Origin of the sequence: Delftia sp. WSY_16, assembly GCF_043104415.1 — a bacterium.
Classification (GTDB): Bacteria; Pseudomonadota; Gammaproteobacteria; order Burkholderiales; family Burkholderiaceae_C; genus Comamonas; species Comamonas tsuruhatensis.
In genome coordinates this window covers 1,013,448-1,027,488 of record NZ_JBICKS010000040.1, presented here as the reverse complement: position 1 = coordinate 1,027,488, position 14,041 = coordinate 1,013,448, and the positions used below count along the sequence as shown (strand labels likewise).

General features: G+C 67.7%; 12 protein-coding genes. 6 read left to right on the top strand and 6 right to left on the bottom strand.

Going from position 1 to position 14,041, the window contains the following annotated elements; all coding sequences use genetic code 11:
• Window positions 1–128: 128 nt before the first annotated feature.
• Window positions 129–1,640, top strand: coding sequence for an MFS transporter (locus tag ACF8O7_RS24345; RefSeq protein WP_392444464.1), 1,512 nt, complete (start codon window positions 129–131; stop codon window positions 1,638–1,640).
• On the opposite strand, the gene ACF8O7_RS24340 is transcribed toward ACF8O7_RS24345, so the two are convergent.
• Entirely contained in the window at window positions 1,621–3,003 is a 1,383-nt protein-coding gene (locus tag ACF8O7_RS24340) for a PLP-dependent aminotransferase family protein (protein WP_209802024.1), read from the bottom strand. The genes ACF8O7_RS24345 and ACF8O7_RS24340 overlap by 20 nt on opposite strands.
• A gap of 173 nt (window positions 3,004–3,176) precedes the next feature.
• Here ACF8O7_RS24340 and ACF8O7_RS24335 point away from each other — a divergent pair, with 173 nt between their 5' ends.
• On the top strand, window positions 3,177–3,413 hold the full coding sequence (locus ACF8O7_RS24335) for a hypothetical protein (RefSeq protein WP_016446390.1): 237 nt from the start codon (window positions 3,177–3,179) through the stop codon (window positions 3,411–3,413).
• Between the two features lie 19 nt (window positions 3,414–3,432).
• Here the strand turns inward: ACF8O7_RS24335 and ACF8O7_RS24330 are convergent, their stop codons facing one another.
• The 4 genes from ACF8O7_RS24330 to ACF8O7_RS24315 form a co-directional block, all read right to left on the bottom strand.
• Window positions 3,433–4,233, bottom strand: coding sequence for an amino acid ABC transporter permease (locus tag ACF8O7_RS24330; RefSeq protein WP_016451468.1), 801 nt, complete (start codon window positions 4,231–4,233; stop codon window positions 3,433–3,435).
• A complete protein-coding gene (locus tag ACF8O7_RS24325) occupies window positions 4,230–4,892 on the bottom strand; it encodes an amino acid ABC transporter permease (RefSeq protein ID WP_034348097.1) in 663 nt (220 codons plus the stop codon). Before ACF8O7_RS24325 ends, ACF8O7_RS24330 begins: the two co-directional genes overlap by 4 nt.
• Before the next feature lie 3 nt (window positions 4,893–4,895).
• Window positions 4,896–5,798 (bottom strand): glutamate ABC transporter substrate-binding protein, encoded by a 903-nt coding sequence (locus ACF8O7_RS24320; protein WP_016446387.1) that lies wholly within the window; start codon window positions 5,796–5,798, stop codon window positions 4,896–4,898.
• A gap of 98 nt (window positions 5,799–5,896) precedes the next feature.
• Window positions 5,897–7,207, bottom strand: coding sequence for a flavin-dependent oxidoreductase (locus ACF8O7_RS24315; protein WP_392444461.1), 1,311 nt, complete (start codon window positions 7,205–7,207; stop codon window positions 5,897–5,899).
• 70 nt (window positions 7,208–7,277) lie between these two features.
• Between ACF8O7_RS24315 and ACF8O7_RS24310 the strand changes: the two genes are divergently transcribed.
• The 3 genes from ACF8O7_RS24310 (at window position 7,278) to ACF8O7_RS24300 (ending at window position 9,693) form a co-directional block, all read left to right on the top strand.
• A complete protein-coding gene (locus ACF8O7_RS24310) occupies window positions 7,278–7,883 on the top strand; it encodes a TetR/AcrR family transcriptional regulator (protein WP_343740100.1) in 606 nt (201 codons plus the stop codon).
• Between the two features lie 73 nt (window positions 7,884–7,956).
• Window positions 7,957–8,958, top strand: a complete 1,002-nt coding sequence (locus tag ACF8O7_RS24305) for an NADP-dependent oxidoreductase (RefSeq protein WP_392444459.1) — start codon at window positions 7,957–7,959, stop codon at window positions 8,956–8,958.
• A 30-nt stretch (window positions 8,959–8,988) separates the two neighbouring features.
• Complete coding sequence (locus ACF8O7_RS24300; protein WP_016446383.1) at window positions 8,989–9,693, top strand: SDR family oxidoreductase; 705 nt, start codon at window positions 8,989–8,991, stop codon at window positions 9,691–9,693.
• Window positions 9,694–9,727: 34 nt separating this feature from the next.
• Here the strand turns inward: ACF8O7_RS24300 and ACF8O7_RS24295 are convergent, their stop codons facing one another.
• Window positions 9,728–10,027, bottom strand: a complete 300-nt coding sequence (locus tag ACF8O7_RS24295; RefSeq protein WP_016446382.1) for a hypothetical protein — start codon at window positions 10,025–10,027, stop codon at window positions 9,728–9,730.
• Between the two features lie 503 nt (window positions 10,028–10,530).
• Between ACF8O7_RS24295 and ACF8O7_RS24290 the strand changes: the two genes are divergently transcribed.
• Window positions 10,531–14,031 (top strand): IPTL-CTERM sorting domain-containing protein, encoded by a 3,501-nt coding sequence (locus ACF8O7_RS24290; RefSeq protein WP_280048005.1) that lies wholly within the window; start codon window positions 10,531–10,533, stop codon window positions 14,029–14,031.
• The last annotated feature ends 10 nt before the right edge of the window (window positions 14,032–14,041 follow it).

Genomic DNA, 14,041 nt, shown 5'->3' with positions numbered 1-14,041 from the left:
GGATTGACCGTAGCACAGCGGGTAGTGACATGGCGTCAAACGCATGAATAAAGTGAGAGCAGTGCGCCTTCCGCCATGCCAGGCACGGCACTAGGCTCCTGAGAACTTGAATATGGGAGTCGCCAAAGATGAAGTCCACGTCGAAACCGATCGGTGCCGGAGCAGGTGGGGTAGGTGGGGCAGGGGCCGGCGGTGCGCAACAGGGGCCGCCGGTCCGGTGGGTGCTGGCCAGCCTTTCGCTGTCCATGCTGCTGTCCTCGCTGGGCACCAGCATCGCCAACGTGGGATTGCCCACCTTCGCGCAGGCGTTCAACGCGTCCTTCCAGCAGGTCCAGTGGATCGTCCTGGCCTATCTGCTGGCCATCACCGCCCTGACCGTCAGCGCCGGCCGGCTGGGCGATGTCCTGGGCCGCCGACGGCTGCTGCTGGCCGGCATCGTCCTGTTCACGCTGGCCTCGGTCCTTTGCGGCCTGGCTCCCAATCTCTGGCTGCTGATTGCCGCCCGGGCGGTGCAGGGCCTGGGCGCGGCCATCATGATGGCCCTCTCCATGGCGCTGGTCGCCGAGACGGTTCCGAAGGCGAGGACCGGTAGCGCGATGGGCCTGCTCGGAACGATGTCCGCGATGGGCACCACCCTCGGTCCAGCACTCGGCGGATATCTGATCGCCGGACCCGGCTGGCGGGCCATCTTCCTCATCAACCTGCCGCTGGGCGTCCTGACATTCCTTCTCGCGCATCGATACCTGCCCGTGCATCGCCAAGGGGCGCAGGCGGATCGGGCGCGCTTCGACCACCTGGGCACCTTGCTGCTCGCTCTGACGCTTGTGGCCTATGCACTCGCCATGACGCTGGGGCGCGCAAGCTTCGGTTCGCTCAACGGGGCTTTGCTGTCGGCCGCGGCCTTCGGCGTCGTGCTCTTCGCGAGGGCCCAGGCGGCAGCCGCATCGCCATTGATCCGATTGGAGCGGTTCCGCGATCCGGGCTTCAGCGCGAGCCTGGCCATGAATGCGCTCGTCTCGACGGTGATGATGGCGACGCTGGTGGTCGGGCCGTTCTATCTGTCTCGCGGGCTCGGGCTTGACGAAACCACGGTCGGGCTCGTGATGTCGGTGGGCCCGTTCATCGCCATCCTGAGCGGTGTCCCGGCCGGCCGTGTCGTCGATCGCCTGGGCGCTGCCCCCATGGTCATCGCCGGACTCATCGCCATGGCGGCGGGCGCATTCGCCCTGTCCGTGCTTGCGGCGATGTTCGGTGTTGCGGGCTACGTTGCCGCCATCGCCGTCCTGACCCCTGGCTACCAGCTGTTCCAGGCCGCCAACAACACGGCCGTCATGGCCGATGTCGCTGCGGACCAGCGTGGCGTGATGTCGGGCATGCTCGGGCTGTCGCGCAACCTCGGGCTCGTCACCGGGGCATCCGTGATGGGGATGGTGTTCGCGTTCGCGTCAGGGACGGCCGACATCGCCGCGGCGCATCCCGGGGCCATTGCCCACGCGATGCGGATCACGTTCGCAGTCGCGGCAGTGCTGGTCGTGGCTGCGCTCGCGATTGCGATTGCGGCTGCGATTGCGGCTGCGGCTGCGGCTGCGGCCGCAAGCCGCGCTCCCGCGACCGGCGCGGCTACACCACGGCAGCGCTGAACGACTCCGGCAGCCGTGCAAGCAGATGGGACAGCCGTTGAAGACCGGCGTGCAGGCGTCCACGGTCCTTGATGCTGCCCAGAGAGATGCGGATGGCATTCACGGATTCGCTGCCGGTGGCGAATGCCTGCGCGGGCGTGACGGCGATGCCCTCGCTGTCGGCGGCACGTGCCAGCTGGGCGCAAGTCCAGTACCCCGGCAGCTCCAGCCATACATGCAGGCCGTCCCCGGCGCCGCTGTACCGCCCCGCCAGGATGTCCCTGGCCATCCGGTGGCGCAGGCGCGCCTCCTTGCGCACGCCGTCCATCAATTGCCCGGCCGAACCATCGAGGATCCACTGCGTGGCCAGCGCGGCCGTCACGGGGGTGGCCATCAGCGCAAAGGACCTGAGCGCCACCAGGAAGCGCTGGCGTTCATGCGGGTCGCGCATGAGCACGAAGGCCACGCGCAGGCCGGGCGTCAGGCATTTGGACAGGGTCGAGATGTAGTACACCTGCTGCGGGGCGAATGCGGCAATGGGCGGCGGCGGGGCGTCGGCCAGCAGCCAGTAGGGGTCGTCCTCGACGATGCGCACCTGGCAGCGCCTGGCCACGCTGGCCAGCTGCTTGCGCCGGCCTTCCGACATGGTGATGGCGGTCGGGTTCTGCAGTGTCGGATTGAGGTAGACCAGCGCCGGCCTGTGCTCGCGGCAGGCCTGCTCCAGCATCTCCGGCACCATCCCCTGCCTGTCCGCCTGCACCGCCAGGATGCGCCGGCCGAACTGGGCCGCTGCGGCACGCAGGCCGGGATAGCTGGCGGGCTCCGCCAGGATCACGTCGCCCGGCGCGGTCAGCGCAAGAATCAGGGCGGCGATCGCCGCCTGCGCCCCGGGGCAGACAACGATCTGCCGGTCATCCAGACTCCCAAACATCGGCTCCAGCCATTGGGCTGCGGCCTTGCGGTCGGAGTCGCTGCCCCCGCCCAGGTGGTAGGTCATCAGCAGCTGGGCATCGGCCCTCATCAATACCTGTGACAAGCCCTGTTTGAGCATGTCGTCGAAGTCCACGCCCTCGGGCGGCGGCGGGGTGTTCATGCTCAGGTCGAGCACCGAGCTCCATTCGACCTTCGGCGCCGCGACATAGGTGCCTCGCGCGCCGCGTCCCTCCAGCAGGTGGCGCCGCCGGGCCTCGTCGTAGGCGCGGGTGATGGTCGTCAGGTCCACATCCAGCTGCGCTGCCAGCAGGCGCTGCGGAGGCAGGCGGTCACCCGGTTTCAGCGATCCGTCCGCCACCGCTGCCTGCAAGGCATCCGCAATCTGCAGAAAACGGGGGCCGCGCTGCACGGCCAGGCGCGGCAGCCAGCTTGGCAAAGAGTCATCTTGCATGGTTTTCAGCAGCGATGTTTGGGTTCATGTATGGAAATTGCTTTTGGGTAGTATGCGCCACAAGGTGTGGCAGCACCGTGCTTGCATGGCCGTCGCTGACGCTCTGCCTCTCATGTCCGGGAGGGGGCTCCCCACCGTGGACAGTGCCAAGTCATTGGCTGGAAGTTCTCAAAATGATCGATTGGATCCCCGTAGTCTTCGTCACGTTCAAGGCGCTCGTGTTCGGCACGGCCATGTTCTTCGCCATCAAGTGGCATTACGACCAAGGCAAGAAGAAGGGGGCGGATAGGCGCGAGCTGCTCATTGCGGGCGGCAAGATCGCTGCCGTCTTCACGCTGCTGCTGCTGTGCGTGCTGGCCTTCACCTTCGGCCTTGCCAGGATGCTCGGCATGGATCTGAGCCTTCCCTGAGGGCAGGCACTGGCGGGCCTCAGTGCACGGGCCGGTTCAGCCGCCTGCTCGCCCTGGATATCGCGTAGTTCACAAGGCAGTAGAGCACCGCCACCACCAGGTACACGGGCACCAGCGCGTGGTAGTTGGCAATGAGCACCTTGGCGTTCTGCATGAGCTCGCCGTAGGTGACGATGTAGCCGAAGGTGGTGTCCTTGACCACGATGACCAGTTGCGCGACCAGCGCCGGCACGATGAAGCGCACCGCCTGGGGGAAGACGACGAGCCGGAAGACCTGTACCTCGGTCAGTCCCAGGCTTCGCGCGGCATCGGTCTGGCCGCGGGGCACGGCAAGCACGCCCGCGCGGTAGACCTCGGCCACCACGGCGGCGGTGCTCAGGCCTATGGGCAGGGTCAGCATCCAGTAGGTGCTCAGCTTGATGCCGGCGGCGGGCAGCACCAGAAAGCAGACATAGATCAGCAGCAGCGTGGGCGTGCCGCGCAGGAATTCGATGACGGCGACGCTGGGCCAGCGCACGAGCCGGGGCCGCGCCAGGCGCCCCGCCAGCAGCACCAGCCCCAGGGCCAGCGCAATCACGGCGGCCATGGCCGACGATGCCAGCGTGCCGAGCAGGCCCTTGGCCAGAAAGGCCCAGGTGGTGGGCCAGGCGAAGAATTCCCAGAACCGGGCCTCGAGCTGGCCTGCCGAATGAAAGCGCAGCGCGATGCCCGCGGCCAGCGCCAGCAGCAGGGCCGCCGCGATCAGGCTGGCCACCTGCGTGACCCGCCGGGCCTGCGGGCTGGGTGCGCCAAACAGAATGTCTTCCAGAGAACGGCTCATCGCAGTATCCGCAGCTTCTTTTCCAGGATGGCGCCCGCCCAGGCGATCAGCAATCCGGTGGCCACGTACATCGCGGCGGCCACGGCGAAGGCGGCCATGCCGGCAGCGGAGTCGTTGGCGATCTTGGACACGAGCGAGGTGAGTTCCCGGCCCGCCAGCGGCACCTGGGATGCCAGCGAGGTGGACAGCATCAGCGCAATGAGCAGCGACGTCATCGGCTGCACCACCGAGCGCAGCGCCTGCGGCAGCACCACGGCCGAGATGATCTGCATGGGCCGCATGCCCAGGCTGAGCGCGGCCTCGATCTGGCTGCCGGCAATGGTGTTGATGCCCGCGCGCAGATAGTCCGCCGTGAACGCGGAACACACCAGCGCCAGGGCCAGGACCACGCTGGGCTCATAGTCGATCACGACGTTGAGATCGGGCAGCGCGAACACGATGAAGATCAGCAGCGCCACGCTGGGGATGTTGCGGAAGATCTCGACGTAGGCGGTCAGCACGAAGCGCAGCGGCGGCAGCGGAAGCAACCTGAGCACCGTGACGACCACGCCCAGCAGGAAGCCGGGCAGGAACGAGAACGCGGTGAGCTTCCAGGTCAGCAAGAGGGCCTGCCAGAAGGCAGGCCCGTGGTCGGCGAGGAGTCTGGAGACGTCACCCATCGCTCAGGGCAGGGCGGGCGGCGTGGGAACGGCCGTGCTGCCGGTGCGCTGGCCGATGGAGATGGTCCACAGCTTGGCCCAGGTGCCGTCGGCTTCGATTTTCTTCAGGAAGGCGTTGATGAAGGCCACGCCGTCCGAGCCCTTGGGCAGGCCGATGCCATAGGAATCCTGCGTGCCGAAGGGCGCGCCCGCCAGCCGCGCGTCGCCGGTGCCCAGGCTCAGGGTGTTGAGCAGCAGGGTGTAGTCGGTCACATAGGCGTCCACGCGGCCCTGGCGCAGGGAGTCCAGCGCTTCCTGGTGCGTCTGGAACTCCTGCACGACCGCCTTGGGCGCGTGCTGCGCCAGGATGGCAGGCCCCGTGGAGCCGGCCTGCGTGGCGACCTTCTTGCCGCCCAGATCGCTGTACGACTGCACGGTCTTGTTGCTTGCCTTGACCAGCACCCCGGCCTGCGAGGTGTAGTAGGGGCCGGCAAACGAGATCTTCTCGGCACGGGCAGGGGTGATGGAGTAGGTGGCAATCACCATGTCCGCCTGGTTGTTGATCAGCACCTGCTCGCGCGTGGACGAGGTGACCTGCGCGAACTGGTACTTGGAGGCATCGCCCAGGATGTAGCGCGTGAGCAGTTGGGCCAGGCCTGCGTCGAAGCCGCGGATCTTGCCGTCCTTCTCGTTGAGCAGGGAAAACAGATTGGAGGTCTGGGTGCTGCCCAGGCGCAGCGTGCCGGCCTGCTTGATCTTGCTGGCCCAGGTGCTCGATGCGATGGTCGCGGCGTCGGCGACGGGGCCTTGCGCAATCAGGGCGTCGAACGCCGCTGTGTTCAGGGGCGCGCCCTGCGCAAAGAGCGAACCGCTGCCCACGATCGCCAGTGCCACCACGGTGGATTTCAGAATGGATTGGATCGGCATGGGGTCTTCCTGCTGGGTCTGTGATGTAAATCTGGGGATGGCTGCCAGGGGCAAGGGCCGATTATGGCGACTCGCGGCCCTTGCCGCCGCACAAGGGCTCAGGCCCCGGCCACGCGCTGTCCCGGCGCAATGGTGGGGGGCGCTGCGTTGAGCGTCTCGATCGCAAAGCCGGCAGCGGCCTTGTAGCGGGCCATGAAGCCCTCGCGCTCCTCGCGTGGCAGCACCTCGTCGATGTCGTCGAAGACGCCGCCGCAGCGCTCGTCCACCAGCCCCAGCAGGCCGAAGGGGCCGGCCCCCCGGTTGCGCAGCACCAGCGCCGAGAGGTCCTTGCACAGCCTGTCGTCATAGGCGCGCAGCGCCTGCGGGCCCACGCCGTGGGCAAGGAACTGCGCACCCAGCACGCGCGCGTCCACGATGGCCTGGCTGGCGCCATTGGAGCCCACGGGGTACATCACGTGCGCCGCATCGCCCAGCAAGGCCACGCGGCCGTCCACCCAGGTGGGCACGGGGTCGCGGTCGATCATGGGGTACTCGAAGACATCCGTGGCGCCGCGCAGCATGGCTGGCACGTCCAGCCAGCCGTAGTCCCAGCCGTCGAAGTGGTGGATGAATTCCTCCAGCGCCACGCGCCGGTTCCAGTCGCCCTGCCGCCAGCCGCCCTGGTTGTCCACCGTGATCTCGGCGATCCAGTTGATGGTGGCCAGGCCCGTGACGGGGTCCGGCGGCGTGATGGGGTACAGCACCACGCGATGGCGCAGCGAGCCCACGCCCACGAAGGACGCGCCGGTGCGCACAGGCACCCCGGGCGTGGTGCCGCGCCACATGATGGCGCCGCCCCACTGTATGGGCGGCTGCGCGGGGTGCATCTGCGCGCGCACGGCCGAGTGCAGGCCATCGGCCGCCACCAGCAGCGAGCCCTGCACCTCCAGCCGCTGGCCATCGCGGGTGTCGATGAGGGCGGTCACGCCCTCGGCATCCTGCCGGTAGCCCACCACGCGCCGGCCCAGCTGCACGGCGTCGTCGCCCAGGCGCTGCCTGACGGCGTTGAACAGCATCATCTGCAGCTGCCCCCGGTGCACCGCGTACTGCGGCCAGCAGTAGCCGGCCTGCAGCCCGCGCGGCTCGGCATACACCTCGTTGCCGTTGCGCCCGACCAGCGCCCATTCCCGGGCCTGCAGGCCGATGGTGTCCAGCACATCGTTGCCGAAGCCCAGGTCATGCAGTTCCCGCACGGCGTTCGGCTGCAGGTTGATGCCCACGCCCAGCGGCTGCAGCTGCGCCACCGACTCGAACACGATGCAGGGCACGCCGATCTGGTGCAGCGTGAGGGCAGTGGCCATGCCACCGATGCCGCCGCCGGCAATGAGCACGGGGCGGGATGGATTGTGGTGTGAAGCAGCAGCAGACATGCCGGGATTGTCCATGCAATGGCTGCGGGCGGATGTCCCATCTGCGGCGCGTGCATGACGCAAACAATGTATGATGACCATCATGCGAAACACAAATTCCAGCGCCCGAGCTTCCGCCAAGGAGGCCACGCATGAGCGCATCGTCTCCGTGGCGGCGCGTGCCATCCGCCGCAGCGGCTATGGCGGCACCGGGGTGGCGGACATCATGAAGGAGGCGGGCCTGACGCATGGCGCCTTCTACGCCCATTTCGCCTCGCGCGATGCCATGCTGGCCGAAGCGGCGGGCAAGGCCTGCGCGGAGTCCTGTGCCGCCGTCGCCGACGTGGTGGCCAAGGCGCCGCCCGGCATGGCGCTGCAGGCCATGCTGGCCGCCTATCTTTCCAAGGAACATGTCCAGCGCGCCGAGTTGGGCTGCCCCCTGGCGGCCCTGGGCTCCGAGACCTCGCGCCAGGCGCCGGAGGTGCGCCGCGTGGCCACGGGCCACATCAAGGAAATGGTCGATCTCATCGCCCGCCAATCACCGGACTGGGGACAGCCCGGTGCCCACGAGCGCGCGCTCGTCACCTTGTCCACCATGGTCGGCAGCCTGCTGCTGGCACGGGCGGTGGACGATCCGGCCCTGTCCGACAACCTGCGCGAGGCAGCACTCAAGCACCTGGCGCCGGCCAACCAGTGATGGCGCATGCCCAGTGCCTGTGCCAGGATTTTTTTTGCCGTTACATATGATGATCATCATATAAAGGAAGACCATGAAGGCATTCATTCTGGAAAGCTATGGAGCGAACCGCGCCTTGCAGCTGGCAGAGGTGCCCGAGCCGCAGCTGCGTGACGACGAAGTCCTGGTCCAGGTCCATGCCGCAGGCGTGAACCAGCTGGACTCCAAGATCAAGGATGGGCAATTCAAGCTCATCCTGCCCTATCGCCTGCCCCTGATCCTGGGCCACGACGTGGCCGGCGTGGTGGTCAAGGCCGGCCCGCGCGTGCGGCAGTTCAAGCCCGGTGACGAGGTCTATGCACGCACGGACGATTTCCGGATCGGCACGTTCGCGGAGTTCGTGCCGGTCAAGGAGTCGTCGCTGGCGCCAAAACCCAAGGGGCTCACGATGGAAGAGGCCGCCTCCATCCCCCTGGTGGGCCTGACGGCCTGGCAGGCACTGGTGGAGACAGCGAAGCTGACGAAGGGGCAAAGGGTCTTCATCCAGGCCGGCTCCGGGGGCGTGGGCACGTTCGCCATCCAGCTGGCCAGGCACCTGGGCGCCACCGTTGCCACCACCACAAGCGCTGCCAACTTCGAACTGGTCAGGGGCCTGGGCGCGGATGTCGTCATCGACTACCGCACGCAGGACTTCGAGGACGTCCTGCACGACTACGACGTGGTGCTCAACAGCCAGGACGGCAAGGCGCTTGGCAAATCCCTGCGCGTGCTCAAGGGCGGCGCGAAGCTGGTCTCCATCTCCGGCCCGCCCGATCCCGCGTTTGGCAGAAACATCGCGGCGCCCGCATTCGTGCGGCTGGTGATGCGGCTGCTCAGCTCCGGCATCAGGCGCCGGGCGCGAAGCCGTGGCATCGACTACTCCTTTGTCTTCATGAAGGCCGACGGCGGCCAGCTGCGCGAGATCACCCGCCTCATCGAGGCGGGCGCCATCCGCCCGGTCGTGGACAAGGTCTTCGCATTCGAATCCACCAACGAGGCCCTTGCCTATGCCGAAGCCGGCCACGCAAAGGGCAAGGTCGTCATCAAGATCCGTTGAATCTGTTTCCCCCCACCCCTGGAGTGCTCCATGAAAATTGAAAACGCTGTTGTCCTCGTCACCGGTGCCAATCGCGGCATCGGCCTGGCCTTCGCACGCGAGCTGCTTGCCCGTGGCGCCCGCAAGGTCTACGCCGGCGCGCGCGACCCCGCCACCGTCACCCAGCCCGGCGTGCATGCCCTGCAGCTGGACGTGAACCGCCCGCAGGACGTGGCCGCCGCCGCAGCGCAGGCGTCGGACGTCACGCTGGTGATCAACAACGCCGGCATCGCGCAGCCCGGCGGATTTCTCGCGCCCGACAGCGAAGAGGTCGCCAGGCGCATCTTCGAGACCAACTTCTTCGCCGTGCTGCGCATGAGCCAGGCCTTTGCGCCGGTTCTCAAGGCCAACGGCGGCGGGGCCTTGCTCAATGTGCTGTCGGTGGCCTCCTGGGTCAATGGCGGCGAACTGGCCGCCTACTCGGCCAGCAAGTCGGCCGCCTGGTCGCTTACCAACGCCCTGCGCAGCGAGCTTGCAGGGCAGAAGACACAGGTGCTGGGCCTGCACATGGCCTATGTCGATACCGACCTCACGCGCGGGCTTGACGCACCGAAGTCCAGCCCCGAGGACATCGTCAGCCGCGCGCTGGACGGACTGGAGGCCGGGCTCGATGAAGTGCTGGCCGACGAGCTCACCCAGCAGGTCAAGCGCGGCATGACGGCGGCCCGGCCAAGCTATCTGCCGCAGGGCGCCTGAGCCTGGATGACCGCCGCAGCCCGTGGCCGGACCATCAACACAGGCCGGGCCATGAAGTGCGCGCCATGGCAGATCCGCAGCCCATGGTCTGGGCCTCGGTGCCGGCGTAGTCGGCCAGCGTGTCGGCGCTGTCGCGGATGCTTTGCAGGGCGCGGGCCACCACGTCCAGGTGGCGATGGCCCTTGGGGGTCTCCAGCCATGCCAGGGCCAACTGGGCGATGGCGGAGATTTCTGCACAGCCTTGCTGCACGAGATGGTCCACCTGGGTGAGGGCGTTGGACAGCTGCCGGGTGCTGTGGCTGTCCGTGGTGGGGGAGGGCTGGGCGGGGTTCATGCCATGTCCCTCCGCAGTTGGCCGGGCACAAAGGCCTGGCATGAGGGAGGGGCTGCGCCAAAAGACGGCGCGCAGGCGAGAGAAACGGCGTTCATTGTTCCGTGCTCCATTGCGGGTCGAATCCACAGGCCATCGCATCTGCGTTGACTGATGGATTCGGTGTACCAAGCCTCGCTTTCGGAGAGGCTGTGCCGCTATAAGACGGATGTTTTGAAGCATCAGCCCCGGGACAGGGGGCCGGGGCGGATGATAGCGCGGGAGGGGAGGGGAACGCCCCTTTTTTTGGGGGGTGAGGCTTGCGAAACGTCCAGTCAAGCGCGGCACGAACGCACAGTCAAGCCGCCAGGGCTGCGCGCCCGCAAGATGGCCGGCAGTGCGCATCCACCCGTGCCACACGCTTGCATCAACATGGCTTTCAGCGCTTGATACACAAGTGCTGAAAGCATTTTTCATGGCCGATCGCGGCTGGGTGGAACACCGCTCCACCCACCCACCCCATCGCCATGAAAACCCTTGCCCTTCGAATTGCCATGCTGCTGCTGACGGTGGCGGCTTCAGTGTCTGCTGGTGCAGTCACGGTATTCGACAACTTGGCAGCCGCCAATGACCCGTGGCTCATCCAGCACAACTCCAGCTACCACACCAAACTGTGGGTGGCCAACCGCATCCCGATTGGCAGCCAGTCGCTGCGCATCACGCAGGTGAAGATGAATCTCACCCAGATCGACCAGTTCGAGCTGCAAGTGTGCGCAACCGACGCCAGCGCCGCCACGCCGTTCGTGGACATGACGGCCTGTGCCCCCTTCACCGCCGATGCGGCCACGCCGGGCTTGCGCGTGTTCACGGGCGACCGCATCGTGGCGGCGGGCGACTTTGCCTGGGTGGTGGTGCGCAGCATCGGCCAGACCATGATCCGCCGCCAGATCACCACGGCCACCAACGACGGGCTGACCTGGTATTCAGGCGCGAGCCACAACCCGGCCTGGGTGGCCGAGCCGCAGACCTCCATCGGCATGACGGTCGAGGCCGGCTCCGTGCAGCTCGATGGCGTGTGCGGCAGTGCCAGCAGCACCACGCCTCGCCGTTATCCGCCAGACGCCTTGCTGTGCAGCGTGGGCACGACCAGCGGCGTGATGGGTGAAACCTACTCCTTCTCCTGGGTGTGCCAGAGCAGCTACGGCGGCAACCCTTCGCCGCAATGCTCCGTGCCTCGCGCCTACCTCGTTACCTCCCAGGCCACGGGCGGCGGCAGCATCGAGGCGGGGCGCGATGTAGCGGCGGGGGAGCAGGCCAGCTTCACGCTCACCACGCCACCGGGCTATACGGTGCAGGTCAGCGGCTGCGGCGGATCGCTTGCGGGCAACACCTACACCACTGCGACCATTACCGGCAATTGCACCATCAGCGCCACCTTCGCCCCGCCGCCCACCAATGGCGCGTGTGGCAGCACTGCGCCTTCGCTCACCTTGCCAACCCTCTTGTGCAGCGCCGGTTCGGCCACCAACCAGTCTGCCGCGTCCGATGCCTTCCGCTGGAATTGCGCGGGCATCAGCGGCGGCACCACGGCCGCTTGCCTGGCACCGCGCCAGTACATGGTGACAGTCAACACGGATGCGGGCATTGCCAGCGCACAGTGCACCCCGAACCCCGTGACCCATGGCTCCAGCGCCACCTGCACGGCCACGGCGCACGACCCTGTCGCCCGCCCCTTCAGCGGCTGGGGCGGCGCCTGCAGCGGCACGGGGGCTTGCCAGCCCGTGGTGCTCGGGGCCACCACCGTCTCTGCCAACACGACGCTCATCACCTACGCCATCACTACCACTGCCACCCCGGGCGGGAGCATGTCTTGCACGCCCAACCCCGTGCCCCACGGCCAGGCCGCTGGCTGCACTGCCACGCCGCAAACGGGCTTTCAGTTCACCGGCTGGACGGGCGATTGCGCGGGCACGGGTGCATGCCAGTTCACCAACGTGACCAGCGCGCACAGCGTGGGAGCCACCTTCGCGCCGATTACCTACGCCATCGCCACCCCTGCCGTCACCGGCGGCAGCGTGAACTGCACGGCCAACCCCGTGTCCCATGGGCAAGACACCATCTGCGTCGCCTCGCCCGCGATGGGCTACCACTTCACCCATTGGTCGGGCGATTGCGCGGGCACTGCCAGCGCGTGCATTCTCTACAACGTGACCAGCCCGCGCAGCGTGGGTGCCACATTTGTACTCAACACCTATTCCATCGGCATCGTCCCCGCCCCGGCCAACGGCACAGTCACCTGCACGCCCAACCCCGTCACCCACGGCCAGGATGCAAGCTGCACCGCCACGCCCGATGCGGGCTACCACTTCACCAGTTGGTCGGGCGATTGCACGGGCACGGGTGCATGCCAGTTCACCAGCGTGACCGCGTCGCGCACCGTCTCGGCCACCTTCACGCCCAACACCCACTCCATCGCCACCCCCGCCGCCGTCAACGGCACGGTCACCTGCACGCCCAACCCCGTCACCCACGGCCAGGACGCAAGCTGCACCGCCACGCCCAATGCGGGCTATCACTTCACCAGTTGGTCGGGCGATTGCACGGGCACGGGGGCATGCCAGCTCACCAACGTGACCAGCCCGCGCAGCGTGGGTGCCACCTTCGCGCTCAACACCTATTCCATCGGCATCGTCCCCGCCCCGGCCAACGGCAAGGTCACCTGCACGCCCAACCCCGTCACCCACGGCCAGGACGCAAGCTGCACCGCCACGCCCGATGCGGGCTATCACTTCACCAGTTGGTCGGGCGATTGCACGGGCACGGGGGCATGCCAGCTCACCAACGTGACCAGCCCGCGCAGCGTGGGTGCCACCTTCGCGCTCAACACATACCCCATCAGCATCACCCCCGCGACCACCAACGGCACAGTCACCTGCACGCCCAACCCCGTCACCCACGGCCAGGACGCAAGCTGCACCGCCACGCCCGATGCGGGCTATCACTTCACCAGTTGGTCAGGCGATTGCACGGGCACGGGGGCATGCCAGCTCACCAACGTGACCAGCCCGCGCAGCGTGGGTGCCACTTTCGCGCTGAACCCATACCCCATCAGCATCACCCCCGTCACCACCAACGGCACGGTCACCTGCACGCCCAACCCCGTCACCCACGGCCAGGACGCAAGCTGCACCGCCACGCCTGGTACGGGCTATCACTTCACCAGTTGGTCGGGCGATTGCGCGGGCACGGGAGCATGCCAGCTCACCAACGTGACCAGCCCGCGCAGCGTTTCGGCCACGTTCACCCACGACCCGGTCGATGCCACCTGCGGCTCAGCGGCCAACGGCGCTGTGGCCTTCAGGCCCAGCGCGAATCTGTGCGCCACGGGCACGCCAGGGACCGTGCTATCCGCTGGCGGCCAACACAAATGGCAGTGCAGCGGTGAATATGGCGGCGCAGCGCAGCAGTGCAGCGCACCGTGGCAGGGTGCGGGCGGCAACGGCAATCTGGGGGCGGTGGAGGTGGATGGAGCGAACGGCTGGGAGATCAGCAGCGCCGCCTTTGCCTCCACCTTGCCCGCGCCCTTGCCGTCCCATGTGCGTGCGGTGCACGCGCCGCTGGGCCTGGTGCTGGGGCGTGTCGCTGGCAATGCAGATGCACAGGTGACCGTGCACTTCACCACACCAGTGCCGCAGGGGGCCGTTTATTACAAATACGGCCCCAGCCCCGACGGGCTGGGCTGCACCGGCCCTGCCTGCGCGCAGCCGCACTGGTATGCGCTGCCCGGCGCGCAGTTTGCGCCCGACGGCCTGAGCGTGACCTTCACCCTGGCCGATGGCGGCGTGGGTGACAGCGATTCCGTGCCCAACCAGATCACCGACCCCGGCCTGCCCGTGCTGCTGGCCCCGCAGGCCATACCCGCGCTCGGCCCCTGGGCGCTGGCGTTGCTTTCGCTGCTGGCAGCGGGTCTGGTGGCGGTGCGTTGCCGAGCGTCGAGCAGTGGTTGCGCACCGCCGATCAGAAAGTGAAGCCTTGGCT